This window comes from Pseudomonas sp. FBCC-B545, from assembly GCF_059134095.1.
This window is the reverse complement of record NZ_CP101441.1, coordinates 5,489,238-5,513,024: the sequence shown is the minus strand read 5'-3', so window position 1 is coordinate 5,513,024 and position 23,787 is coordinate 5,489,238. Positions and strand designations below refer to the sequence as shown.

At 59.7% G+C, this 23,787-nt stretch carries 21 protein-coding genes, 2 tRNA genes and 1 rRNA gene; 11 read left to right on the top strand and 13 right to left on the bottom strand.

The window, feature by feature from the left end:
* Positions 1-47: 47 nt before the first annotated feature.
* From cueR to NMB39_RS25495, 3 genes are all read right to left on the bottom strand, one after another.
* Positions 48-449 carry a Cu(I)-responsive transcriptional regulator gene (cueR, locus tag NMB39_RS25505; RefSeq protein ID WP_046070750.1) on the bottom strand — a complete coding sequence of 134 codons (402 nt, stop codon included), beginning with the start codon at positions 447-449 and terminating at the stop codon, positions 48-50.
* A complete protein-coding gene (locus NMB39_RS25500; RefSeq protein WP_057025681.1) occupies positions 446-2,647 on the bottom strand; it encodes a heavy metal translocating P-type ATPase in 2,202 nt (733 codons plus the stop codon). Before NMB39_RS25500 ends, cueR begins: the two co-directional genes overlap by 4 nt.
* 66 nt (positions 2,648-2,713) lie before the next feature.
* The gene (locus tag NMB39_RS25495; RefSeq protein WP_494339912.1) at positions 2,714-3,094 is read right to left on the bottom strand and encodes a hypothetical protein; all 381 of its coding nucleotides are present in this window, start codon (positions 3,092-3,094) and stop codon (positions 2,714-2,716) included.
* Between the two features lie 147 nt (positions 3,095-3,241).
* Between NMB39_RS25495 and NMB39_RS25490 the strand changes: the two genes are divergently transcribed.
* Positions 3,242-3,439, top strand: coding sequence for a heavy-metal-associated domain-containing protein (locus tag NMB39_RS25490; protein WP_057010836.1), 198 nt, complete (start codon positions 3,242-3,244; stop codon positions 3,437-3,439).
* 86 nt (positions 3,440-3,525) lie between these two features.
* On the top strand, positions 3,526-4,719 hold the full coding sequence (locus NMB39_RS25485) for a multidrug effflux MFS transporter (protein ID WP_464005888.1): 1,194 nt from the start codon (positions 3,526-3,528) through the stop codon (positions 4,717-4,719).
* Between the two features lie 6 nt (positions 4,720-4,725).
* Here the strand turns inward: NMB39_RS25485 and NMB39_RS25480 are convergent, their stop codons facing one another.
* The 3 genes from NMB39_RS25480 to NMB39_RS25470 all read right to left on the bottom strand — a co-directional run bounded on the left by NMB39_RS25480 (position 4,726) and on the right by NMB39_RS25470 (position 6,406).
* Positions 4,726-4,908: a hypothetical protein gene (locus NMB39_RS25480; protein WP_124399218.1), complete on the bottom strand. Its 183-nt coding sequence runs from the start codon at positions 4,906-4,908 to the stop codon at positions 4,726-4,728.
* A 146-nt stretch (positions 4,909-5,054) separates the two neighbouring features.
* Positions 5,055-6,068, bottom strand: a complete 1,014-nt coding sequence (locus tag NMB39_RS25475) for a zinc-binding alcohol dehydrogenase family protein (RefSeq protein WP_057025677.1) — start codon at positions 6,066-6,068, stop codon at positions 5,055-5,057.
* 44 nt (positions 6,069-6,112) lie between these two features.
* Positions 6,113-6,406, bottom strand: coding sequence for a putative quinol monooxygenase (locus tag NMB39_RS25470; protein WP_198719626.1), 294 nt, complete (start codon positions 6,404-6,406; stop codon positions 6,113-6,115).
* Positions 6,407-6,523: 117 nt separating this feature from the next.
* Here NMB39_RS25470 and vimR point away from each other — a divergent pair, with 117 nt between their 5' ends.
* The 3 genes from vimR (at position 6,524) to NMB39_RS25455 (ending at position 9,757) form a co-directional block, all read left to right on the top strand.
* A complete protein-coding gene (gene vimR, locus NMB39_RS25465) occupies positions 6,524-7,453 on the top strand; it encodes a transcription regulator VimR (protein WP_494339913.1) in 930 nt (309 codons plus the stop codon).
* Positions 7,454-7,586: 133 nt separating this feature from the next.
* Entirely contained in the window at positions 7,587-8,273 is a 687-nt protein-coding gene (locus tag NMB39_RS25460) for an ArsR/SmtB family transcription factor (RefSeq protein ID WP_057025674.1), read from the top strand.
* Between the two features lie 113 nt (positions 8,274-8,386).
* Positions 8,387-9,757, top strand: coding sequence for an MFS transporter (locus NMB39_RS25455; protein ID WP_057025673.1), 1,371 nt, complete (start codon positions 8,387-8,389; stop codon positions 9,755-9,757).
* Positions 9,758-9,833: 76 nt separating this feature from the next.
* On the opposite strand, the gene NMB39_RS25450 is transcribed toward NMB39_RS25455, so the two are convergent.
* A complete protein-coding gene (locus tag NMB39_RS25450) occupies positions 9,834-10,787 on the bottom strand; it encodes an adenosine deaminase (RefSeq protein WP_043051475.1) in 954 nt (317 codons plus the stop codon).
* Between the two features lie 193 nt (positions 10,788-10,980).
* On the opposite strand from NMB39_RS25450, the gene NMB39_RS25445 reads away from it, so the two are divergent.
* Positions 10,981-12,072, top strand: a complete 1,092-nt coding sequence (locus NMB39_RS25445; RefSeq protein ID WP_046070761.1) for a calcium:cation antiporter — start codon at positions 10,981-10,983, stop codon at positions 12,070-12,072.
* Between the two features lie 136 nt (positions 12,073-12,208).
* Here the strand turns inward: NMB39_RS25445 and NMB39_RS25440 are convergent, their stop codons facing one another.
* From NMB39_RS25440 to NMB39_RS25415, 6 genes are all read right to left on the bottom strand, one after another.
* A complete protein-coding gene (locus NMB39_RS25440; RefSeq protein ID WP_494339914.1) occupies positions 12,209-13,567 on the bottom strand; it encodes an 8-oxoguanine deaminase in 1,359 nt (452 codons plus the stop codon).
* A 242-nt stretch (positions 13,568-13,809) separates the two neighbouring features.
* Positions 13,810-14,496, bottom strand: a complete 687-nt coding sequence (locus tag NMB39_RS25435) for an SDR family oxidoreductase (RefSeq protein WP_494339915.1) — start codon at positions 14,494-14,496, stop codon at positions 13,810-13,812.
* Between the two features lie 56 nt (positions 14,497-14,552).
* The gene (locus tag NMB39_RS25430) at positions 14,553-15,134 is read right to left on the bottom strand and encodes an IMPACT family protein (protein ID WP_057025670.1); all 582 of its coding nucleotides are present in this window, start codon (positions 15,132-15,134) and stop codon (positions 14,553-14,555) included.
* 12 nt (positions 15,135-15,146) lie between these two features.
* Positions 15,147-15,806 (bottom strand): TetR/AcrR family transcriptional regulator, encoded by a 660-nt coding sequence (locus tag NMB39_RS25425; protein ID WP_043051758.1) that lies wholly within the window; start codon positions 15,804-15,806, stop codon positions 15,147-15,149.
* A gap of 87 nt (positions 15,807-15,893) precedes the next feature.
* Entirely contained in the window at positions 15,894-17,288 is a 1,395-nt protein-coding gene (locus NMB39_RS25420; RefSeq protein ID WP_494339916.1) for a uracil-xanthine permease family protein, read from the bottom strand.
* Between the two features lie 86 nt (positions 17,289-17,374).
* Positions 17,375-18,295, bottom strand: a complete 921-nt coding sequence (locus tag NMB39_RS25415; RefSeq protein WP_043051756.1) for a LysR family transcriptional regulator — start codon at positions 18,293-18,295, stop codon at positions 17,375-17,377.
* A 126-nt stretch (positions 18,296-18,421) separates the two neighbouring features.
* On the opposite strand from NMB39_RS25415, the gene aptA reads away from it, so the two are divergent.
* The 5 genes from aptA (at position 18,422) to NMB39_RS25390 (ending at position 23,758) form a co-directional block, all read left to right on the top strand.
* Complete coding sequence (gene aptA, locus NMB39_RS25410) at positions 18,422-19,771, top strand: omega-aminotransferase AptA (protein WP_306956980.1); 1,350 nt, start codon at positions 18,422-18,424, stop codon at positions 19,769-19,771.
* Between the two features lie 39 nt (positions 19,772-19,810).
* Entirely contained in the window at positions 19,811-21,304 is a 1,494-nt protein-coding gene (locus NMB39_RS25405) for a CoA-acylating methylmalonate-semialdehyde dehydrogenase (RefSeq protein ID WP_057025667.1), read from the top strand.
* Positions 21,305-21,876: 572 nt separating this feature from the next.
* Positions 21,877-23,413 (top strand): 16S ribosomal RNA (locus NMB39_RS25400).
* A gap of 162 nt (positions 23,414-23,575) precedes the next feature.
* Positions 23,576-23,652, top strand: a tRNA-Ile gene (locus tag NMB39_RS25395).
* Between the two features lie 30 nt (positions 23,653-23,682).
* Positions 23,683-23,758, top strand: a tRNA-Ala gene (locus NMB39_RS25390).
* Positions 23,759-23,787 lie beyond the last annotated feature (29 nt).

Genomic DNA, 23,787 nt, shown 5'->3' with positions numbered 1-23,787 from the left:
AGCAAGCCCCCTCCCACATTTGGATTTGCGTGTAGCCAGTTAGAGCATCAGGCGCAGCAGTTGCCCGCTGCCAACTCCTTGAGTATCGGGCAGTCCGGTCGATGATCGCCCTGGCAGTGCTCCATCAGGTCCTGCAAGGTATCGCGCAGTTGCCCCAATTCGCGAATCTTGTGATTCAGCTCGTCGATGTGCTGGCGCGCCAAGGCTTTTACGTCGGCGCTGGCGCGTTGGCGGTCTTCCCACAGGGTCAGCAGCTTGCCGACTTCTTCCAGTGAAAATCCCAGGTCCCGCGAGCGCTTGATAAACGTCAGGGTGTGCAGGTCGTCATGGCCATACACGCGATAGCCGCTGTCAGTGCGATGGGGCGTTTTCAGCAGGCCGATGGATTCGTAGTAGCGAATCATCTTTGCGCTCAGCCCGCTGTTGCGGGCGGCTTGGCCGATGTTCATGGGCGTTGATCCTCCAAGTCCTTGGGTTTCCAGGTTTTCAACAACAGTGCATTACTCACCACGCTGACGCTGGACAAGGCCATCGCCGCTCCGGCCAGCACCGGGTTGAGCAGGCCGAAGGCGGCCAGGGGAATGCCGATCAAGTTATACACAAAGGCCCAGAACAAGTTCTGGCGAATTTTCGCGTAGGTCTTGCGGCTGATCTCCAGGGCCGCCGGCACCAGGCGTGGGTCGCCCCGCATTAGGGTGATGCCGGCCGCATGCATGGCCACGTCGGTACCGCCACCCATGGCGATGCCGATATCGGCCGCGGCCAGGGCCGGGGCGTCGTTGATACCGTCGCCGACCATCGCCACCACGCCGGTTTTTTTCAGTTCGGCAACGGCAGCCGCCTTGTAGGCGGGCAGTACCTCTGCGTGCACATCGTCGATACCCAAGGCCTCTGCGACGACCCGGGCACTGCCGTGGTTATCGCCGGTAATCAGGTGGCTGCTGATGTGTTGTGCTTTGAGCTGTTGCACGGCTTCCAGCGCGCCGGGCTTGAGGGTGTCGCCAAACGCGAACAAGCCCAATACGCGGGGCTGCGTGCCTTGCTCGATCAGCCAGGACAAGGTGCGGCCTTCGGCTTCCCAATCCTTGGCGCGCTGAGCCAATTCGCCCGCCTCCAAGCCCGTCTCTTCCAGCAAGCGTCGATTACCCAGCGCCAGTGGCCGACCGTCCAGCGTGCCGGCAATGCCGCGTCCGGTCAGGGACTGGCTGGCGCTCACGTCGGCCACGTCCAGACCTTTCTCCTGGCACGCATCCAGCACGGCCTTGGCCAATGGGTGTTCACTGCCGCGTTGCAACGCGCCGGCCTGTTGCAACAAGAGTGCTTCGTTACCATCCACGGCCGCCAGGTGCGCAATTTTCGGCGCGCCGGAGGTGAGGGTGCCGGTCTTGTCGAACACCACGGCGCTGACCGCATGGGCGCGCTCCAATGCTTCGGCATCCTTGATCAGAATGCCGTGGCGCGCGGCAACGCCGGTGCCGGCCATGATTGCGGTTGGTGTGGCCAGGCCCAGGGCGCAAGGGCAAGCGATCACCAGCACGGCAACCGCATTGATGATTGCGGTTTCCAGGGATGCCCCGTACCACCACCAGCCCACCACCGTGATCAACGCCAAGACCAATACCGCCGGTACAAACACCTGGCTGACTTTATCTACCAGTTTCTGGATCGGCGCCTTGGCGGCCTGAGCGTCTTCGACCAGGCGAATGATGCGCGCCAGCACGCTCTCGGCTCCCAGGGCCAGGGTGCGCACCAATAAACGGCCTTCACCGTTGATGGCGCCACCGGTGACCGGGTCGCCTGGCTGTTTCGGCACCGGCAGGCTTTCACCGCTGATCAGCGCCTCATCGGCATGGCTTTGGCCCTCCACCACTTCACCGTCCACCGGGAAGCGTTCGCCGGGTTTGACCAGCACCAGGTCACCGTGCTTCAACGCATTGATCGCGACGTCTTCTTCGCGGCCATCCTGCACGCGGATCGCCCGTTCCGGACGCAAGGCTTCCAGGGCGCGGATCGCGCTGGCGGTCTGGCGTTTGGCGCGGCTTTCCAGGTATTTGCCCAGCAGCACCAGGGCGATGACTACCGCTGAGGCTTCGAAGTACAGGTGCGGCGTCACGCCTGGGGCGGCGGTGAGCCATTCATAGATGCTCAGGCCGTAGCCGGCGCTGGTGCCGATAGCCACCAGCAGGTCCATATTGCCAGCGCCGGCGCGTACGGCTTTCCATGCGGCAACATAGAAGCGCGCACCGAGGATGAATTGCACCGGCGTGGCCAGGGCAAACTGTATCCAGGCGGGGAGCATCCAGTGCAGGCCGAAGGGTTCCACCAGCATTGGCAGCACCAGCGGCAACGCCAAAATAATCCCCGCTACCAGCGCCCAACGCTCGCGGCGCAGGCGTCGGGCCTGGTCGGCCTCGGTGGCGGTTTCGCTTTGGGGCAGGGTGGCGGTGTAGCCAGCCTTGTCGACTGCGGCAATCAGTACGCTGGCGTCCATCTGGCCGAGCACTTCGATATGGGCGCGTTCGTTGGCCAGGTTGACGCTGACACGCTGTACCCCCGGCACCTTGCCCAGCGCGCGTTCGACGCGGCCGGCGCAGCTGGCGCAGGTCATGCCGCCGATGGGCAGGTCAAATGTGGTGGATCCATTCATGGGACAGTCCTCCAGGAAAAGTTGCCATTAGGATCAACCTTAACCTGTGGGGAAGGTCAAGCGTCTTCAGTATTCCAATGCCGCCGGCTTGAGGTACATGCCGTCCGGGCCTTGGGCGATACGCAATTTGCGTACATCGCCAGCCTTCAAAGTAATGTTCTGCGCGGGTGGCGCCAGCAGGCTGGGCAGGCAGCCTCGGGACTGACCCGGTAGCAGCTTGAGACGCAGCGATACATCGCCCGCAGGCAGATTGAACGAGGTGGCCTGTTCCTGGAACAGGCGCCCGGCCAACTGGTCCTGGATATACAGGCCGATCTCGCAATTGGTCGGCACCTCCAGGCGCTCGCGGGAAATGATCAGCACTGCATAATCTTCAGCGGCGAGGGCCTGGGGCGCGGCGGCAGACAAGTTCAACAGGCCGGCAAAGGCAAAAAATGACCAGCGCATGGCGAATGCTCCGTGGTTCACAGCGAGGAAAGTTGAAGCTTGGCCGACGTCGCCTCCGAATACCAGCCCGGCCGATTTTTTTGAAACTTGACCTTGCCATCGTGGCAAGCTCCAAACTGTGCCCAACCTCATCAAAGGAGTCATGTCATGCAAATATTCAATGTTGAAGGAATGACCTGCGGCCATTGCGTTCGATCGGTGACCCAGGCGGTACAGAGCCAGGACCCGGCAGCGAGTGTCGAAGTTGACTTGGGCGCCAAAGAAGTGCGCGTGGCAAGCAGTTTGCCCTCGGATAAGGTCATCCAACTGATCACCGAAGAGGGCTACACCGCCAAGCTGGCGTGATTTTCTGATCGTTAGCGACCTAACGTAATGTTCACGGCACCCAAGCGCGGCTAGACTGTCGAGCTGCCGACTCACTTGGGTGTCTGATGAACCTTCGCATAATCCTGATTTTGGGCGCCTTGAGCGCCTTTGCGCCGTTGGCGATCGATTTTTACCTGCCGGGCTTTCCGGCGATGGCCACGGCCTTTGCCACCGATGAAAAACATATCCAGTTGACCCTGGCGGTGTACTTCGCCGGCCTGGCCATTGGCCAATTGATCTACGGCCCGCTGGCCGACCGTTTTGGCCGGCGTATACCGCTGCTCAGCGGCGTCACCCTGTTTACCCTCGCGTCCTTCGCCTGTGCCTACGCACCGTCCCTGGAATGGCTGATCGGTGCGCGCTTCGTGCAGGCCCTTGGCGGTTGCGCGGGCATGGTGATTTCCCGGGCGGTGGTCAGTGACAAGTGCGATGCGGTGGGCTCGGCCAAGGTGTATTCGCAATTGATGCTGGTCACCGGCCTGGCGCCGATCCTTGCACCTTTGGCGGGTGGGTTGATGGTCGGGGTGTGGGGCTGGCAATCGATCTTCCTGGCACTGTCGCTGTTCAGCGTAATGGCGGCGATTGCCGTGGCAGTCGGGTTGCCGGAAACTTTCCCGGCCGATCAGCCGCGCCAGCCGTTGTCTGGCTCGTTGCGCCGCTACGGCTCGCTGTTGTCGGACCGCGTATACCTCGGCTATGCCTTGACCGGCGGCATCTCGATTGCCGGGATGTTTGCCTACATCGCCGGCTCTCCCTTCGTATTTATCAAACTCTACGGCGTGCCTGCCGAGCATTACGGCTGGCTGTTCGGTTCCAACGCCGCCGGCTTTATCCTGGTGGCGCAGTTGAATGCGCGGTTGCTGGCCAAGCGCGGCCCGGCGTTTTTGCTGTCGCGCACGGTGTGGGTCTATGTGGCGGCCGCGTTGACGCTGCTGGGTATTGCCGCGCTGCGCACCGAGGCCTTGTGGCCTTTGCTGGTGCCACTGTTTATCTGTATCGCCAGCCTGGGCTGCATTTTGCCCAATACCTCGGCGTGCGCCATGAGCGGGCAGGGCGCCCGGGCCGGCAGTGCGTCGGCGTTGCTCGGTTGCATTCAGTTCGGTGTGGCGGCAGGGGCTGCGTCGTTGGTCGGCGTGTTGCACGACGGCACCGCGATGCCGATGGCCATGGTCATCAGCTTGTGTGGTGTGCTGGCGGTGACGATTGCGATGTCGACCCAGCGCCTGCAACGGGCAAGGGCCGAACAGGCGCAGGTCTGAAATGGGTCAGCCAGCGGCGCAGCGTTGCTGGCCGAGCGGAAAGCGGTGGGGCGCCTGGATACGGGCTTGCAGGGTTTCGGCAAAGGCGCGGGCCTCGGCTTCACTGCGAAAGGTGATGGCTTCGCCGTCGAGACGAACCTGCCATTGGCTGCCTGGGGATTTTGCTAACGCTTTTATCAGGATCTTCATTGCTGACTTCCTCGCGTAAAAGACTCGTGGCAAAGGCGGCCAATATAAACCCGAATCCCCGCAAAAATATGACAAGGGTCAACTCTCGGACTAATGGTGTCGTCCATTACTTACATAAATAACGGACGACACTGACAGTCGTTTTTTCAGAACCCTTCCAGCACGATCTTGCCTTTGGCCTTGCCGCTTTCCAGCAGCGCGTGGGCACGCCGCAGGTTGGCCGCATTGATTACACCGAAGTGCTCGCCCACCGTGGTTTCCAGGATGCCGGCATCGATCAGTTCGGCCACGCGGTTGAGCAAGTTGTGCTGCTCGATCATGTCCGGCGTTTCGAACATCGAGCGGGTGTACATGAACTCCCAGTGCAGCGACAGGCTCTTGCGCTTGAGCTTGCTCACATCCAGCGCCTTGGGGTCATCAATCAGCGCCAGCTTGCCTTGGGGTTGCAGCGCCTCCACCAGTTGATCGAGGTGATGTTCGGTCTGGGTCAGGCTGGCAACGTGGGTCACTTGCGGGTGACCGGCCTGTTTCAGCGCTTCGCTCAGCGGCTGGCTGTGGTCGATCACCAAGTGGGCACCCAGGGCCTTGGCCCAGGCCTGGGTCTCGGGGCGCGAGGCGGTGCCGATGACTTTCAGCGCGGTGAGCTGGTTGGCCAGTTGCGTCAGGATCGATCCCACGCCGCCGGCAGCGCCGACGATCAGCAGGCTCTGGCTTTGATCTTCCTTGCCTTCAATTATCTGCAAGCGTTCGAACAGCAGCTCCCAGGCGGTGATGGCGGTCAACGGCAGTGCAGCGGCTTCGGCAAACCCCAGGCTCTTGGGCATATGGCCGACGATGCGCTCATCTACCGTGTGCAGTTCGCTGTTGCCGCCTGGGCGTACCAGGGAACCGGCGTAGAACACCTTGTCGCCAGCCTTGAACAGCGTCACGGCGCTGCCAACGGCCTTGACCACACCGGCTACATCCCAGCCCAGCACCTTGGCGGCGCCGTTTTCGGGAGCGACGTTCTGGCGCACCTTGGTGTCCACTGGGTTGACTGAGATGGCTTTGACTTCCACCAACAGGTCACGCGGGCCGGCCACGGGCTCCGGCAGTTCGATGTCTTGCAGGGATTTTGGGTCGTGGATCGGCAGTGAGGCGTAGTAGGCAATGGCTTTCATGGCGGCTCCGGTAAAGGGGGCGTGATGCGGACTTGATGTGGGGATCAGGCGAGAAATTTCAGGCGCTTGAGTTCGAAATGTTCGAGCACGTCAGCGGCTGTGGCGCGAAAGCTCTGGATATGCGCGCTCTGGTCATGGTCGGCCAGTGCTGCCTCATCGCTCCAACGTTCGAGCATGTAGAAGGTCTCGGGGTGTTGCAGGTCCTGGTGCAGGTCGTACTGCTCGCAGCCGGCTTCCAGGCGAGTCGGTTCCAGCAAGCCGCGCAGCAAGGGCTCCAGGGTGGCTTGTTGGCCGGGTTTGGCGATCAGCGTGGCGATGACGTTAAAGGCAGTGGACATATTCGACTCCTGGCACGTGATAACGGGATAGAGAGATGATTGGCTATTTCCCGTGCAGATAAAAGCCGCTAAAACAGCAGTCTGTTTCAACCAAATTTTGATAATGGGTGCCAAAGCATGCTGCGTTTTGATGATTTGCAGTTGTTCGTGCGGGCGGCGGACCTGGGCAGCCTGTCTGCAGCAGCGCGGGGCATGGACCTGTCGCCAGCGGTAGCCAGTGCCGCCTTGAAGCGTATCGAGCAGCAACTGGGCGCACGCTTGCTGGCGCGCTCCACTCGCAGCTTGCGCCTGACCGCCGAGGGTGAAGGTTTCCTGGAGTATGCCCGTACCGCGCTGAGCGCTCTGGATGAAGGGCGGCGTCTGTTGGCCAGCGGCCAGGATCATGTCAGTGGTGTGTTGCAACTGTCGGCTCCTTCGGATTTCGGGCGAAACCAGTTGCTGCCATGGTTGGATGAATTCCAGCAGGAACACCCGCAGTTAAACGTACGATTGTTGCTCGGCGATCGCATTGCCGACCTGTTCCGCCAGCCGGTGGACATCGCCTTGCGCTATGGCGAACCCGAAGACTCCAGCCTGATTGCGCTGCCCATCGCCCCGGACAATATCCGAGTGCTGTGTGCCGCCCCCAGTTACCTCGCCCGCCATGGCGAGCCGCGCCATCTGGAACAACTGGCCCAGCACAATTGCCTGCTATACATGCTCGGTACCCGCGTGCATGACCACTGGGGGTTTCATGACGGCAAACGCCAAGTGAGCTTGACGGTCAGTGGTGATCGGTTCAGTGATGATGCCGACGTCGTCCGCCGCTGGGCGGTGGCGGGGATGGGGATTGCCTATAAGTCCTGGCTGGATGTAAGCGCCGACGTGCTGGCGGGGCGCTTGCGCTTGATCCTGCCGGAGCTGCAGGGCGAGCGCACGCCGCTCAACTTGCTGTGTGCCCACCGTGCGCAATTGAGCAAACCGATCAATCTGCTGCGGGGGATGCTCGTGGCACGTTGTGCGACATTGACCGCGCAGCGACCGGGGCGAATGGCTGCTCGGCAATAGCCTGCGCCACGGTCGGAAGTTTCACTCATATCCTGTCCTGATCTGCTCTGTCAGACGCCGCGGAACCGCTGGCCTGCGCACCTATACTTTGGCCTCAACCGCAGCAGAAAATGGTTTAACAGGGAGTGAATACATGGAAGCAGCACCTTGCATCAGTCAGATCGCCAGCTTGCTCGCCGAGCCCAAACGCACGGCCATACTCTGGGCCTTGATGGACGGCTCGGCGAAGTCTTCAGAAGAGCTGGCGACCCTGGCCGGACTGTCGCCGGCATCGGCCAATGCGCATTTGGCGCGTCTGACCGGCAGCGGCCTGCTGCGAACCGAGGCTCGACGGGGCAAGCGGTTGTTTCGCGTGGCGGCTGCGGATGTCAGTGTCGCTATTGATGCGCTGGCCAGTACCACCATGGCCAGCGCGGCGCGCAGCACGCCGAATACCTTGCCGCCGGCGCTTATGGCGCCACCGCTGCTGCGGCGTGCCCGCCTGTGCCACGGCCATCTCGGCGGCGAGCTGGCGGCTGGGCTGTACCAGCGGATGTTGGAGGCAGGCTGGGTAGAACGCCATGAGCAGCGTACCGAGGTCACGGTCAAGGGCGCGCAGTATTTGGCAGGCCTGGGTATTTTTACCCAGGCCCTGGCGGCGCCGCTGGTCTGCGATTGCTTCGACTGGAGCCAGCAGCAGCCGCATCTGGGCGGGGCGTTGGGAGCGGGGTTGTTGCAGCTGTTCCTGCAGTCGGGCTGGATCAGTGTGGTCAACGAGTCGCGGGCCTTGCAGGTTTCCGCTATCGGGCTCGCGGAAATCAACCGGCTGGCGGCAGTGTAGGTGCCTCGTCAGTGGTTTGCGTCGTTCAGGGTTTCAGTCAGGTCGCATCCAGCAATAGCCAGGGATAACGATGTCGCACACTCGCCGAGGGATTTTTCACAAGGGGGTGTGGCATGGGTATACAGGGCTATAGCGCAGCGGAACGGTTGGAGCGGCTGCCGATCAGTGGTTACCATCGAATCATTTTCATCATCATCGCCTTGGCGTTTTTCTTCGACTCCATGGACTTGGCGATGATGACCTTCCTGTTGGGCTCGATCAAAACCGAGTTTGGCCTGAGCACCGCCCAGGCCGGATTACTGGCCAGTTCGAGCTTTTTCGGCATGGTGGTCGGCGCTTCGCTGTCCGGCATGCTTGCCGATCGCTTCGGGCGCAAGCCGGTGTTCCAGTGGAGCATCGTGTTGTGGGGCGTCGCCAGTTACTTGTGTTCCACGGCGCAGACGGTGGAGATGCTGACGTTGTTTCGTATTCTGCTGGGCATTGGCATGGGCATGGAGTTTCCCATCGCTCAGTCGATGCTGTCGGAGCTGATTCCGGCCAAGGGGCGCGGGCGCTATATCGCGTTGATGGATGGTTTCTGGCCGTTGGGTTTTGTGGCCGCAGGCGTGCTGTCTTACTTCCTGTTACCGGTGATTGGCTGGCGCGACATCTTCCTGGTGTTGGCGGTGCCGGCGGTGTTTGTGTTGGCCATCCGGTTCTTTATCCCGGAATCACCGCGCTGGCTGGAACAGGCCGGAAAGCATGACGCGGCGGACAAGGTGTTGCTGGGCATTGAGCAGAAGGTACGCGAGTCCCTGGGCCAAGCTGATTTACCCGAGCCGGTTGCCCTGCCACGGGTCGAGACTGTGCCGGGGACTTTCTTCTCCGCGTTCCAGCAGCTGTGGTCGGCGCAGTACCGCCAACGCACAATGATGATCTGGAGTGTGTGGTTTTTTGCCTTGCTCGGCTTTTACGGGCTGACATCGTGGTTGAGTGCGTTGTTGCAGCAATCGGGTTTTGCCGTGACCCAGTCGGTGTATTACACCGTGATCATTTCCCTGGGCGGGATCCCGGGCTTCCTGATGGCGGCGTGGCTGGTTGAACGCTGGGGGCGTAAGCCGGTGTGCGTTGTGACGCTGCTGGGCGGCGGGGTGATGGCGTTTTTGTATGGGCAAAGTGCGGTGTTTGGCGGCAACGTCGGCCTGCTGATTACTTCGGGGCTGCTGATGCAGTTCTTCCTGTTTGGCATGTGGGCCGTGCTGTACACCTACACGCCGGAGTTGTATCCCACTTCGGCGCGGGCGACAGGCTCTGGGTTTGCTTCGGCGGTTGGCCGGGTTGGCTCATTGCTGGGGCCGTTGGTGACCGGGCTGGTATTCCCGATAACAGGGCAGGGCGGGGTGTTTGCCCTGGGCGCGCTGTGCTTTGCAGTCGCGGCGCTGGTGGTGTGGGTGTTTGGGATGGAGACGAAGGGCAAGACGTTGGAAGAGCTCACCCAAGTCTAAAGCTCAATACAAAACCTATGTGGGAGGGGGCTTGCCCCCTCCCACATTTAGCATGCATTCATTTAATGATGGCTGGTTATGGCTTTACGAGCCGCGCATCCAGGCTGTTTTGCGCCAGGCGCTTGGCCTGGTCCTGGGTCATGCCCAGGGAGGTGTACAGCGCGTGGAAGTTCTCGGTGACATAGCCGCCGAAGTACGCCGGGTCATCCGAGTTCACAGTCACCTTCACGCCACGCTCGAGCATGTCGAGGATGTTGTGCTGGGCCATGTCGTCGAACACGCAGAGCTTGGTATTGGACAGCGGGCACACGGTCAACGGAATCTGTTCGTCGATGATGCGCTGCATCAGGCGTTCATCTTCGATGGCACGTACGCCATGGTCGATACGCTGGATCTTCAGCAGGTCGATGGCTTCCCAGATGTACTCGGGCGGGCCTTCTTCACCGGCGTGGGCCACGGTCAGGAAGCCTTCGTGACGGGCACGGTCGAATACGCGCTGGAACTTGCTCGGTGGGTGGCCCATTTCCGAGCTGTCCAGGCCCACGGCCACGAACGCGTCACGGAACGGCAGGGCCTGGTCGAGGGTTTTCTCGGCTTCGGCTTCGCTCAGGTGGCGCAGGAAACTGAGGATCAAGCCGCTGGTGATACCCAGTTGCTGCTCGCCATCCTTAAGTGCCGCGGCGATGCCGTTGAGCACCACTTCGAACGGCACGCCACGGTCGGTGTGGGTCTGCGGGTCGAAGAAGGGTTCGGTATGAATCACGTTCTGGGCCTTGCAGCGCAGCAGGTAGGCCCAGGTCAGGTCGTAGAAATCCTGGGACGTGCGCAGCACATCGGCGCCTTTGTAATACAGGTCGAGAAACTCTTGCAGATTATTGAAGGCATAGGCCTTGCGCAGGGTTTCGACGTCGTTCCACGGCAGCGCAATCTTGTTGCGCTCGGCCAGGGCGAACAGCAACTCAGGCTCCAGCGAACCCTCCAGGTGCAGGTGCAATTCAGCCTTGGGCAGGGCGTTGAGCCAATCGTACATTTTTAAAATCTCATCAGGTGCAATGGCGGCATTCTACAGGCCATGGCTGAAATAATCGGCAAAACCTGACCAGCAGGAGAGTATTTGTCTCACCCTCGCAAGGTTGATGTGAACTAAGGTGTAACGAAACGTTAGCGGCTTGGCGCAGTCTGTACCCCATCAATGACTGATTCGCCGTATGAAAAGGCCCGGAATGCTCACATCCCTCAAGCAAGAAAAATTCATGTTGCTGGCGCTGATTGCCGCCATTGCCGCCTACCCGCTGGAGCACTGGATGCTCCACAGCGGGCAACTGGTGGCGCTGCTGGCAGGCTTGGCGCTGATCGCCTTTATCGTGATGGCTTCGATGCGCGTCGCGCACCATGCCGAGCAACTGGCGGAAAAGGTAGGTGACCCCTACGGCACCATGATCCTGACCCTCGCCGCGGTATTGGTGGAAGTGGTGATCCTGGCGATCATGATGAGCAACGAGCCATCGCCCACGCTGGTGCGTGACACCATCTACTCGGCGGTGATGCTCGATATCAACGGCATCCTCGGTCTGGCCGCGCTGATGGGCGGCATCAAGCATGGCGAGCAGTCTTACAACGATGATTCGGCACGCACCTACAGCGTAATGATCCTTACCGCTATGGGTGTGTCGATGGTGGTGCCGGAGTTTATCCCCGAAGCGGATTGGAAAATCTACTCGGCCTTCACCATTGGCGCGATGGTGGTGCTTTACACCTTGTTCCTGCGCATGCAGGTGGGGCCGCACAGCTACTTTTTCAGCTACAGCTACCCGGAAAAGCGCCGCAAGAAAACTCCGGAGGAGGAGCAGGCGCCGCCGGTCAACCTGGCGTTTTCCATCGGCACGCTGGTCTTTGGGGTAATCGTGATCGGCGCATTGGCCGAGGTGATGTCCAAGACCCTCGACCTGGGCCTGGAAGGCACCGGCGCACCGCCGGTGATCACGGCGATTGTGGTGGCGGCTATTTCTGCCGCACCGGAAATCCTGACGGCACTGCGCGCTGCGTTGGCTAACCGCATGCAGTCGGTGGTGAATATTGCGTTGGGGGCATCGTTGTCTACGGTGATCCTGACGGTGCCGGTGATGGAGGCCATGGCCCTGTATTCCGGCCAGCCGTTCCAGATGGCGATGACGCCGGTGCAGACGGTGATGGTGTTTATCACGCTGATTGTCAGTGCGATCAACCTGAACGATGGCGAAACCAATGCCATCGAGGGCATGACCCATTTTGTGTTGTTTGCGACCTTTATCATGTTGTCGTTGCTGGGGCTGTAACCAGACTTCTAAGAACACCCTAGAATCAAATGTGGGAGGGGGCTTGCCCCCGATGACGGTGTTTCAGGCACTTATATGTCACTGATCCACCGCTATCGGGGGCAAGCCCCCTCCCACATTTTGAACCTCGTTTGGCTTAGGTTCCGGCGATTAACTGCCGCGCCGCCTGGCTGTGATCGGCGATCAAACCTTTCAGGTCCAGGCCTTCGACCTGCCCGTCGATGACTCGCCACTTTCCGCCAATCATCACCCGATCCGCCCGATCCGCACCGCACAACAGCAGCGCTGAAATCGGATCGTGGCTGCCGGAGAAGCGCAGTTCGTCCAGCTTGAATAGCGCCAGGTCAGCCTGCTTGCCTACCGCCACTTCACCAATATCCGTACGCCCCAGCAACTGCGCCGAACCTTTGGTTGCCCAGCCCAGCACGCCTTCTGGGGTGATCTTTTCTGCGCCATAACGCAGGCGCTGAATGTACAGGGCCTGGCGCGCTTCAAGGATCATGTTCGACGCGTCGTTGGAAGCGGAACCGTCCACGCCCAGGCCGATGGGGGCGCCGGCGGCAAGCAGATCGAGGGTCGGGCAGATGCCGGAGGCCAGGCGCATGTTCGAGCTTGGGCAATGGCAGATGCCTGTACCGGCGGCGCCCAGGCGTGCGATTTCATCCGGGTTGAAGTGAATGCCATGGGCCAGCCAGGTGCGTGGGCCGAGCCAGCCGACGCTGTCGAGGTAATCCACGGTACGCAGGCCGAAACGTTGCAGACAGAAGTCTTCTTCGTCGAGGGTTTCCGCCAAATGGGTGTGCAGGCGCACATCCAGACGGTTGGCCAGCTCGGCGCTGGCTTGCATGATCTCGGGGGTGACCGAGAACGGCGAACACGGCGCCAGGGCTATCTGGATCTGTGCTCCGTCGCCACGCTGGTGGTATTCGCGGATCAGGCGCTGGCTGTCGTCGAGGATCACCTGGCCTTGTTGTACGGTCTGCTGCGGCGGCAGGCCACCATCTGCTTCGCCCAGGCTCATGGAGCCGCGGGTGAGCATGGCGCGCATGCCCAGTTCGCGCACGCTTTCTACCTGCACATCAATGGCGTTTTCCAGGCCATCGGGGAACAGGTAGTGGTGGTCGGCTGCGGTGGTGCAGCCTGAGAGCAGCAATTCAGCCAAGGCGACTTTGCTGGCCAGGGCAAGTTTTTCCGGGGTGAGCCGTGCCCATACCGGGTACAGGGTTTTCAACCAGGGAAACAACGGCTGGTTGACCACCGGGCCCCAGGCGCGGGTCAGGGTTTGATAGAAGTGATGGTGGGTGTTGATCAGCCCAGGCAAGACCACATGCTCGCGAGCGTCGAACACCTGTGCACAGGGTTGTGCCGGTTCTTGGCCTTGGGCCAGCACTTCGGTGATCACACCGTCTTGCAGCACCAGGCCGCCGCGGGCATCGAGGCCATTGGCAGTGAAAATCGCGAGAGGGTTTTTTAACCAGATACGGGTCGCAGGCATTGGCCGGCTCCTCTGAATGATGGGTTCAGGTTTGCCAGCTCAGTGTTGCCCTGTCTGCTGATCCAGGGTCGCCGGGGAGGGCGAGGTGGCTAGATTACGTGTAGTTCATTACCGGGTCTAGCTGTAGGAGCAGGGACAGTGTGGGAGGGGGCTTGCTCCCGATGGCTGAGTGTCAGTCAATGCTGTGTGGACTGGCCCACCGCTATCGGGAGCAAGCCCCCTCCCACAGTTGATCTGTGTATTTACCAGGCGATGGTGTCGCCCTTGTAGTCCACGAAGTGGTGGCCGCCTTTGCCGGTGTAGGCATTCACCTGATCCACCAGGCCGCGCACGCTGGTGTCGACGTCAATATGTGCATTTTCGCCGCCCATGTCGGTCTTCACCCAGCCCGGATGCATCGACAGCACGGTCAGCTTGTGATCGCCCAGTTGGGTGATAAAGCTGTTGGTCATCGAATTGAGTGCAGCCTTGCTGGCCTTGTACAGCGCCAGATCCGAACCGTCGGGAATGGTCACGCTGCCCAGTACCGAGCTCATGAAGGCCAGCACACCGGTGTCTTTGCGGATCTGCCCGACAAAGCGCTGGGCCAGGTTAATCGGTGCCACTGCGTTGGTGAAGAACAACTGGCCGACTTCCGCCAGGGTGGCGTGGCCGGGCTCCTGGTTCGCCGGACCCTTGACGCCAGCGTTGACGAACAGCAGGTCGAAGGTGCGGTCTTTCAGGCGTTGGGCCAGGGCGATCACGGCTTGCTGGTCGTCCATGTCCAACTTCTCGACCTGCACCGGCCCCACGGCTTTCAGCGCATCGGCTTTGTTCGGATCGCGCACGGTGGCGGTCACGTCCCAGCCATCCTGGAGCAATTGCTTGACCAGGCCAAGGCCCAGCCCGCGTGAGGCGCCGATGATCAGTGCGGTTTTTGGCGTAGACATGAAAGGCTTCCTTTGAAATCGCGGTTCAGGGAGTTCAGCACGTAACAGTAGCAGTTTCAGCGTTGCAGCAGGATGCGCCCACGGCTCAGGTCGGCGAGCTGGGCTTGCAGGGTGTCGATGTGTGCCTCCCCCAGTGCAAGTTGCAGCTCCACGCCGTTGGCGGTGAAGGTTTCTTCCACCACCAGGCCTGCGAGTTCAGCGACACGCAGCTTCACCAGGTTCAGCTCGGAAAACCCACAGGCGCAGCTCAGTGGCACACGGCTGATCAGTTCGATGCGCTCGGCATTTTGCAGGCATTTGTTTGCCCCGCCGCCATAAGCACGGGCCAGCCCGCCGGTACCCAGCTGGATGCCGCCGTACCAGCGGATTACCAGCACCGCGACCTGATCAAAGCCCTGTGCCTCGATGGCCGCAAGAATCGGGCGCCCGGCGGTGCCACCTGGTTCGCCGTCATCGTTGCTGCGATATTGGTCGGCCAGCTTCCAGGCCCAGCAGTTATGCGTGGCGTTCAGGTCGCTGTGTTGCTCGAAAAAAGCCTGGGCGTCCTGCGGGCTGGTGATGGGTGCCGCCAGGGTGATAAAGCGGCTTTTGCGGATTTCTTCACGAAATTCGCAAAGGCCTGTCAGCGTAAAAGACATAACTCGCTTCGTTTATTGGGCTGGCTTGATGCCGCAGCCTTTGAGGATGATCTGGATCAGATTGGTGCCAGCGTCTTCCATGTCCTGCTTGGTCAGCTTGGTGCGACCGGTGACGCGGCAGATCTGGGTGGCGAAGTCAGCGTAGTGCTGGGTGCTGCCCCACAGCAGGAAGATCAAATGCACCGGGTCGACGGGGTCCATTTTGCCGGCGTCGATCCAGGCCTGGAACACCGCCGCCCGGCCACTGAACCAGGCGCGATAGTCCTGGCTGAAATATTCGGTGAGGCATTCGCCGCCGCTGATGATCTCCATGGCGAAGATCCGCGAGGCTTGTGGCTGGCGTCGCGAAAATTCCATCTTGGTGCGGATATAGCGCGTGAGCGCCACGGCTGGGTCGTCCTCGGCGGTCAGCGCGTTGAAGGTGCTGTCCCACAGTTCGAGGATATTGCTGAGTACCGCGATGTACAGCCCCAGCTTGTTGGTGAAGTAGTAGTGCAAGTTGGCCTTGGGCAACCCGGCACTGGCAGCAATGGTATTCATGCTGGTGCCTTTGTAGCCATGGCGGGCGAATTCATCTTCAGCAGCCTGGAGAATCGCTTGTTCGTTCTTTTGCCGAATGCGGCTGGCGGGTTTACCGGCGTGGTTGCTGTGGGCAGGAACTTCGAGGCTCATGGAGGTTTCCGTGCTGATCGATAGAGACGACGTGTGCACAGATAACCCACCCTAAAGCCCCAGACAAGTCCCGATGCAATAAAACCGTCAAAGCGGTTCCAGGCTGTCGCTTTCTCGCGTGTGATTTACGGCAGTGGTACTCGGCTTGGCTTCCGGCAGTAACAGGCACAAGAGGATGGCGGTGAGGCCGCCGCTGGTGATGGCGGAGTCGAACAGGTTCTGCACCAGTGTTGGCATCAGGTGCAGCAGGTTGGGCTGGGCAGCGATACCCAGGCCGACGCCGAACGAGGTGGCGATGATCAACATGCTGCGTCGGTCCAGCGGCGCCTGGGCAAGAATACGCACGCCGGCAGCGGCCACACTGCCGAACATCACCAGGGTCGCGCCGCCCAGCACTGGTTTGGGAATTTGCTGCAGCACGGCGCCGATCAGCGGAAACAGGCCGAGACAGAACAGCAACGCGCCGATATATAAGCCGACGTAACGACTGGCCACGCCGGTGAGTTGGATCACGCCATTGTTCTGGGCGAAGGTGGTATTGGGGAAGGCGCTGAAGGTGGCGGCGATCATGCAGCTCACGCCATCGCCCAGCACGCCGCCCTTGAGTCGGCTTATATAAGAGGGGCCGCTGATCGGTTGGCGGGCAATCATGCAATTGGCAGTGAGGTCGCCGACGGTTTCGATACTGCTGATCAGATAAATCAGCGCTATCGGCAGGAAGGCGCTCCAGTCAAAGTTGAAACCGAAGCGGAACGGCGTAGGCAGGCTGATCAGGGGCAGGTCAGGCAGGGCCTGGGGAGTGAGTTTGCCGCTGAACCATGCGGCCAGGCTGCCCAGGGCCAGGCCGATGATGATCGCTGAGAGGCGTACCCATGGGGTGTTGGAGCGGTTGATCAGAATGATCGTCAGCACCACGAACAAGCCGAGCGCCAGGTTGGCGGGGGCGCCAAAGTCCGGTGCATTGAAGCCGCCGCCGAGATCGGTGATGCCCACCTTGATCAGGCTGATGCCGATCAACGTAATCACAATCCCTGTAACCAGGGGCGTGATGACTCGGCGCAGTTGGCCGATAAAGCGGCTCAGCACGATCTGTACCGCCGCGCCGAAGAAGCACACGCCGAAGATCATCGCCAGAATATCTTCCGGGCTACCGCCGCGTTGCTTCACCAGAAAGCCTGCCGACAACACCGCGCCTAGAAACGCAAAGCTGGTGCCTTGCAGGCAGATCATCCCGGCGCCTATACCAAACGGCCTGCGTGCCTGGATGAAAGTACCTACGCCCGAGACCATCAGCGCCATGCTGATCAGGTAGGGCAAGTGGGCGGTGAGGCCGAGGGTAGAGCCGATGATCAGCGGTGGGGTGATGATGCCGACGAACGCCGCCAGTACATGTTGCAGTGCTGCCAACAGTGCGGGCAGTGGTTTCGGGCGGTCGTTGAGGCCGTAGATCAGGTCGCTGGAGCTGGAGGATTCTGGGGGCATGGCGGTTAACTCGAGGCGGACGGTTCAAGGTCCCTGTGCCTTGCAAAAAACTGTCCACCTGTTCAGCTTTTACCCTGAAGCCCGAGTTAGCGGGTTGCGGCCAGGCTTTCCAGGAAGCTTTCCAGCACCAAATGAGGGCGCCGACCCTTGCGTGTGACCGATGCCAGGCTCAAATCGTAAAAACGTGTAGCTGGTTTCAGTGCGCGCAGTCGGCCTTGTTGCACCCACAAGCTGGCGTAGTGGTCGGGCAAGTAGCCGATGTAGCGGCCGGTAAGGATCAAAAACGCCATGCCTTCACGGTCCGAAGCACTGGCGGTGCAGTTTAGCGCCTGGTAGTGGGCCTGGATCTGCGCGGGCAGGCGGAAGGTAGGAGCTATGGCGTCCTGGTCGTCGATGCGTTCGTCTTCCAGCTGTTTGTTATCGGCATAAAACAATGGGTGGCCGACTGCGCAGTAGAGTAGCGAGCGTTCGCTGTACAGCGGCTGGTACTCCAGGCCCGACAGCGCGCTGGCCTGGGGCACGACGCCGACGTGCAGGCGCCCGTCGAGCACACCTTGCTCCACCTCATTGGGGGCGATCATGCGGATCTGGATTTGCACGTCCGGGCCTCGCTCCTTCAACTGTGCCAGTGCATGGGTGATGCGCATATGGGGCAGGGTGACAAGGTTGTCGGTAAGGCCGATGATCAATTCGCCGCGCAGGTGCTGGTGCAGGCCGTTGACCTCAGTGCGAAAGCTTTCCAGGGCACTCAATAATTGCAGGGCTGACTGATAGACCTCGCGACCTTCCTCGGTCAGTGAAAACCCGGCGCGGCCGCGTTGGCAGAGCCTTAGCCCGAGGCGCTGCTCAAGGTCGCTCATCTGTTGGCTGATCGCCGAGCGGCCGATGCCGAGCACGGCTTCCGCTGCCGAGAAGCCGCCGCACTCCACCACGCTGCGAAAAATGCGCAACAAGCGAATATCAAAGTCGCTGACTTGCGCCAAAGGGTCGGGACGACGGCTGCTCATAGTTTAGTGAAGTCCTGACTGAAGGTTAGAAGAGTTGGATTTCATCGACTTTAGCCCCGTGGCAATTTAGCTGCAACAACGCTTTTCCGATCCCGACGCTGCCTTTTGCCTTGCGAGGTTTTGCTGATGAACATGCCCGAAAACGCCCCATCGTCCCTGGCCAGCCAACTGAAGTTGGACGCGCACTGGATGCCCTACACCGCCAACCGTAACTTCCAGCGTGACCCGCGCCTGATCGTGGCCGCCGAAGGCAGTTGGTTGACTGATGACAAGGGGCGCAAGGTCTACGATTCGTTGTCGGGGCTGTGGACCTGTGGCGCCGGGCATACGCGCAAGGAAATCCAGGAAGCCGTGACCAAGCAACTGGGTACCTTGGACTATTCTCCAGGTTTCCAATACGGTCATCCGTTGTCTTTCCAACTGGCGGAAAAGATTACCGACTTGACCCCAGGCAACCTGAATCACGTGTTCTTCACCGACTCCGGCTCCGAGTGTGCCGATACCGCAGTGAAGATGGTGCGCGCTTACTGGCGCCTGAAAGGCCAGGCCACCAAGACCAAGATGATCGGACGCGCCCGCGGCTACCACGGTGTGAATATCGCTGGTACCAGCCTGGGCGGCGTCAACGGTAACCGTAAGTTGTTTGGCCAGGCGATGATGGATGTTGACCATCTGCCTCACACCTTGCTGGCGAGCAATGCGTTCTCCCGTGGTATGCCGGAGCAGGGCGGTATTGCGCTGGCCGATGAATTGCTCAAGTTGATCGAGCTGCATGACGCGTCGAACATCGCGGCAGTGTTTGTCGAGCCGATGGCCGGTTCCGCTGGCGTGCTGGTGCCGCCACAGGGTTACCTCAAGCGTCTGCGTGAGATTTGCGATCAGCACAATATCCTGTTGGTGTTCGACGAAGTGATCACCGGTTTCGGCCGTACCGGCTCGATGTTCGGCGCCGACAGCTTCGGCGTGACCCCAGACCTGATGTGCATCGCCAAGCAGGTCACCAATGGTGCGATTCCGATGGGCGCGGTGATTGCCAGCAGCGAGATCTATCAGACCTTCATGAACCAGGCGACTCCGGAGTACGCCGTGGAATTCCCCCACGGTTACACCTACTCGGCGCACCCGGTGGCTTGCGCGGCTGGCCTGGCGGCATTGGACCTGTTGCAGAAGGAAAGCCTGGTGCAGAGCGTAGCCGAAGTCGCGCCGCACTTTGAGAATGCGCTGCACGGTCTGAAGGGCAGCAAGAATGTGATCGACATCCGTAACTACGGTCTGGCCGGTGCGATCCAGATTGCCCCGCGTGACGGGGATGCCATCGTGCGGCCATTCGAGGCTGGCATGGCCTTGTGGAAAGCCGGTTTCTACGTGCGCTTTGGCGGTGACACCCTGCAGTTCGGGCCAACGTTCAACAGCAAGCCGCAGGATCTGGATCGTCTGTTTGACGCGGTCGGTGAAGTGCTGAACAAGATCGACTGATTTTTCCTTCTATATAGAACAATTTTTCAGGAGCCCTGCATGAGCCTTATCCAGCATTTGATCAACGGCCAGTTGGTCAGCGACAGTGGCCGTACCGCCGATGTGTACAACCCATCCACGGGCCAGGTGATTCACCAGGTGCCGTTGGCCAGTCGCGAAACCATTCAAAGCGCGATCGACTCGGCCAAGGCGGCGTTCCCGGCCTGGCGTAATACGCCGCCGGCCAAGCGTGCGCAGGTGATGTTCCGTTTCAAGCAATTGCTGGAGCAGAACGAAGCGCGTATCTCGCAGTTGATCAGCGAAGAACACGGCAAGACTTTGGAAGACGCGGCGGGCGAGCTCAAGCGCGGGATCGAGAATGTGGAGTACGCGTGCTCGGCACCGGAGATTCTCAAGGGTGAGTACAGCCGTAACGTGGGGCCTAACATTGATGCGTGGTCGGACTTCCAGCCGTTGGGCGTGGTGGCGGGGATTACGCCGTTCAACTTCCCGGCCATGGTGCCGTTGTGGATGTACCCGCTGGCGATTGTGTGCGGTAACTGTTTCATCCTTAAGCCGTCCGAACGTGATCCAAGCTCGACGCTGTTGATCGCGCAACTGTTGCAGGAGGCCGGCTTGCCTAAAGGTGTACTGAGTGTGGTGCACGGCGACAAGGGTGCGGTGGATGCATTGATCGAAGCGCCGGAAGTAAAAGCCTTGAGCTTTGTAGGCTCGACGCCGATTGCCGAGTACATCTATTCCGAAGCGACCAAGCGCGGCAAGCGCGTACAAGCGTTGGGCGGGGCGAAGAATCACGCAGTGCTGATGCCGGATGCAGATCTGGATAATGCCGTGAGTGCCTTGATGGGGGCGGCGTATGGTTCTTGCGGTGAGCGTTGCATGGCGATTTCGGTGGCTGTGTGCGTCGGCGATCAAGTGGCGGATGCGTTGATCGCCAAGTTGGTGCCGCAGGTCAAGGCGTTGAAAATTGGTGCGGGGACCTCTTGTGGCCTGGATATGGGGCCATTGGTGACGGGCCAGGCGCGGGATAAGGTCAGTGGCTACATAGAAGAAGGTGTGGCTGCGGGTGCGGAGTTGGTGGTTGATGGTCGCGGCTTGAGCATTGCCGGGCATGAGCAAGGCTTCTTCCTCGGTGGCAGTCTGTTCGATCGCGTGACCCCTGAGATGCGCATCTATAAAGAAGAAATCTTCGGACCGGTGCTGTGTGTGGTGCGGGTCGACAGCCTGGAAGCTGCAATGCAGCTGATCAATGATCACGAATATGGCAATGGCACCTGCATCTTTACTCGTGATGGTGAGGCGGCGCGGCTGTTCTGTGACGAGATTGAAGTGGGCATGGTGGGGGTCAATGTGCCGCTGCCGGTTCCGGTTGCCTATCACAGCTTTGGTGGTTGGAAGCGCTCGCTGTTTGGCGATCTGCATGCCTACGGGCCGGACGGAGTGCGTTTCTACACCCGTCGCAAGGCGATTACCCAGCGTTGGCCGCAACGGGCTAGCCATGAAGCGTCGCAGTTCGCCTTTCCTAGTCTGTAAGGCTCGGTAAGTGGAAAGCCGGCTCCTTCGGGCGGGCTTTCGCGTTTTCGGGGCTTTTTTGACCCATATGACAGAAATGTGAAAAAGAAGGTTGACGGCAGATTCTGGAAGCCTATAATTCGCCCCACTTCCGGCGCAGTCGAAACGGAAAACTCCTTGGTAAACAATGAGTTATGAAGTTTTCGGCAGCAAGTAGCTTCAGTTCATCGAAGTCCAAAGGAAGTTGAAAAAGAGGTGTTGACAGCAGCGTGTAACGCTGTAGAATTCGCCTCCCGCTGATGAGAGATCAGAAGCGCAAGTGGTTGAAGTTGTTGAAGAAATCTTCGAAAGCTTCTGAAAATAATCACTTGACAGCAAATGAGGCTGCTGTAGAATGCGCGCCTCGGTTGAGACGAAAGCTCTTAACCAACCGCTCTTTAACAACTGAATCAAGCAATTCGTGTGGGTGCTTGTGGAGTCAGACTGATAGTCAACAAGATTATCAGCATCACAAGTTACTCCGCGAGAAATCAAAGATGTAACCAACGATTGCTGAGCCAAGTTTAGGGTTTCTTAAAAACCCAAAGATGTTTGAACTGAAGAGTTTGATCATGGCTCAGATTGAACGCTGGCGGCAGGCCTAACACATGCAAGTCGAGCGGTAGAGAGAAGCTTGCTTCTCTTGAGAGCGGCGGACGGGTGAGTAATGCCTAGGAATCTGCCTGGTAGTGGGGGATAACGTTCGGAAACGGACGCTAATACCGCATACGTCCTACGGGAGAAAGCAGGGGACCTTCGGGCCTTGCGCTATCAGATGAGCCTAGGTCGGATTAGCTAGTTGGTGGGGTAATGGCTCACCAAGGCGACGATCCGTAACTGGTCTGAGAGGATGATCAGTCACACTGGAACTGAGACACGGTCCAGACTCCTACGGGAGGCAGCAGTGGGGAATATTGGACAATGGGCGAAAGCCTGATCCAGCCATGCCGCGTGTGTGAAGAAGGTCTTCGGATTGTAAAGCACTTTAAGTTGGGAGGAAGGGTTGTAGATTAATACTCTGCAATTTTGACGTTACCGACAGAATAAGCACCGGCTAACTCTGTGCCAGCAGCCGCGGTAATACAGAGGGTGCAAGCGTTAATCGGAATTACTGGGCGTAAAGCGCGCGTAGGTGGTTTGTTAAGTTGGATGTGAAATCCCCGGGCTCAACCTGGGAACTGCATTCAAAACTGACTGACTAGAGTATGGTAGAGGGTGGTGGAATTTCCTGTGTAGCGGTGAAATGCGTAGATATAGGAAGGAACACCAGTGGCGAAGGCGACCACCTGGACTGATACTGACACTGAGGTGCGAAAGCGTGGGGAGCAAACAGGATTAGATACCCTGGTAGTCCACGCCGTAAACGATGTCAACTAGCCGTTGGGAGCCTTGAGCTCTTAGTGGCGCAGCTAACGCATTAAGTTGACCGCCTGGGGAGTACGGCCGCAAGGTTAAAACTCAAATGAATTGACGGGGGCCCGCACAAGCGGTGGAGCATGTGGTTTAATTCGAAGCAACGCGAAGAACCTTACCAGGCCTTGACATCCAATGAACTTTCTAGAGATAGATTGGTGCCTTCGGGAACATTGAGACAGGTGCTGCATGGCTGTCGTCAGCTCGTGTCGTGAGATGTTGGGTTAAGTCCCGTAACGAGCGCAACCCTTGTCCTTAGTTACCAGCACGTAATGGTGGGCACTCTAAGGAGACTGCCGGTGACAAACCGGAGGAAGGTGGGGATGACGTCAAGTCATCATGGCCCTTACGGCCTGGGCTACACACGTGCTACAATGGTCGGTACAGAGGGTTGCCAAGCCGCGAGGTGGAGCTAATCCCAGAAAACCGATCGTAGTCCGGATCGCAGTCTGCAACTCGACTGCGTGAAGTCGGAATCGCTAGTAATCGCGAATCAGAATGTCGCGGTGAATACGTTCCCGGGCCTTGTACACACCGCCCGTCACACCATGGGAGTGGGTTGCACCAGAAGTAGCTAGTCTAACCTTCGGGAGGACGGTTACCACGGTGTGATTCATGACTGGGGTGAAGTCGTAACAAGGTAGCCGTAGGGGAACCTGCGGCTGGATCACCTCCTTAATCGACGACATCAGCTGCTCCATAAGTTCCCACACGAATTGCTTGATTCATTGAAGAAGACGATAAAGAAGCAGCCTAAAGGGTTGTAGCTTAGTTGGTTAGAGCGCACCCCATGCTTTGTGGTAAAGAGCAGGGTGAGGTCGGCCTTAGCAGCTCGAAATTGGGTCTGTAGCTCAGTTGGTTAGAGCGCACCCCTGATAAGGGTGAGGTCGGCAGTTCGAATCTGCCCAGACCCACCAATTTTGTGTGGGAAACGCCTGTAGAAATACGGGGCCATAGCTCAGCTGGGAGAGCGCCTGCCTTGCACGCAGGAGGTCAACGGTTCGATCCCGTTTGGCTCCACCACTACTGCTTCTGTTTGTATAAAGCTTAGA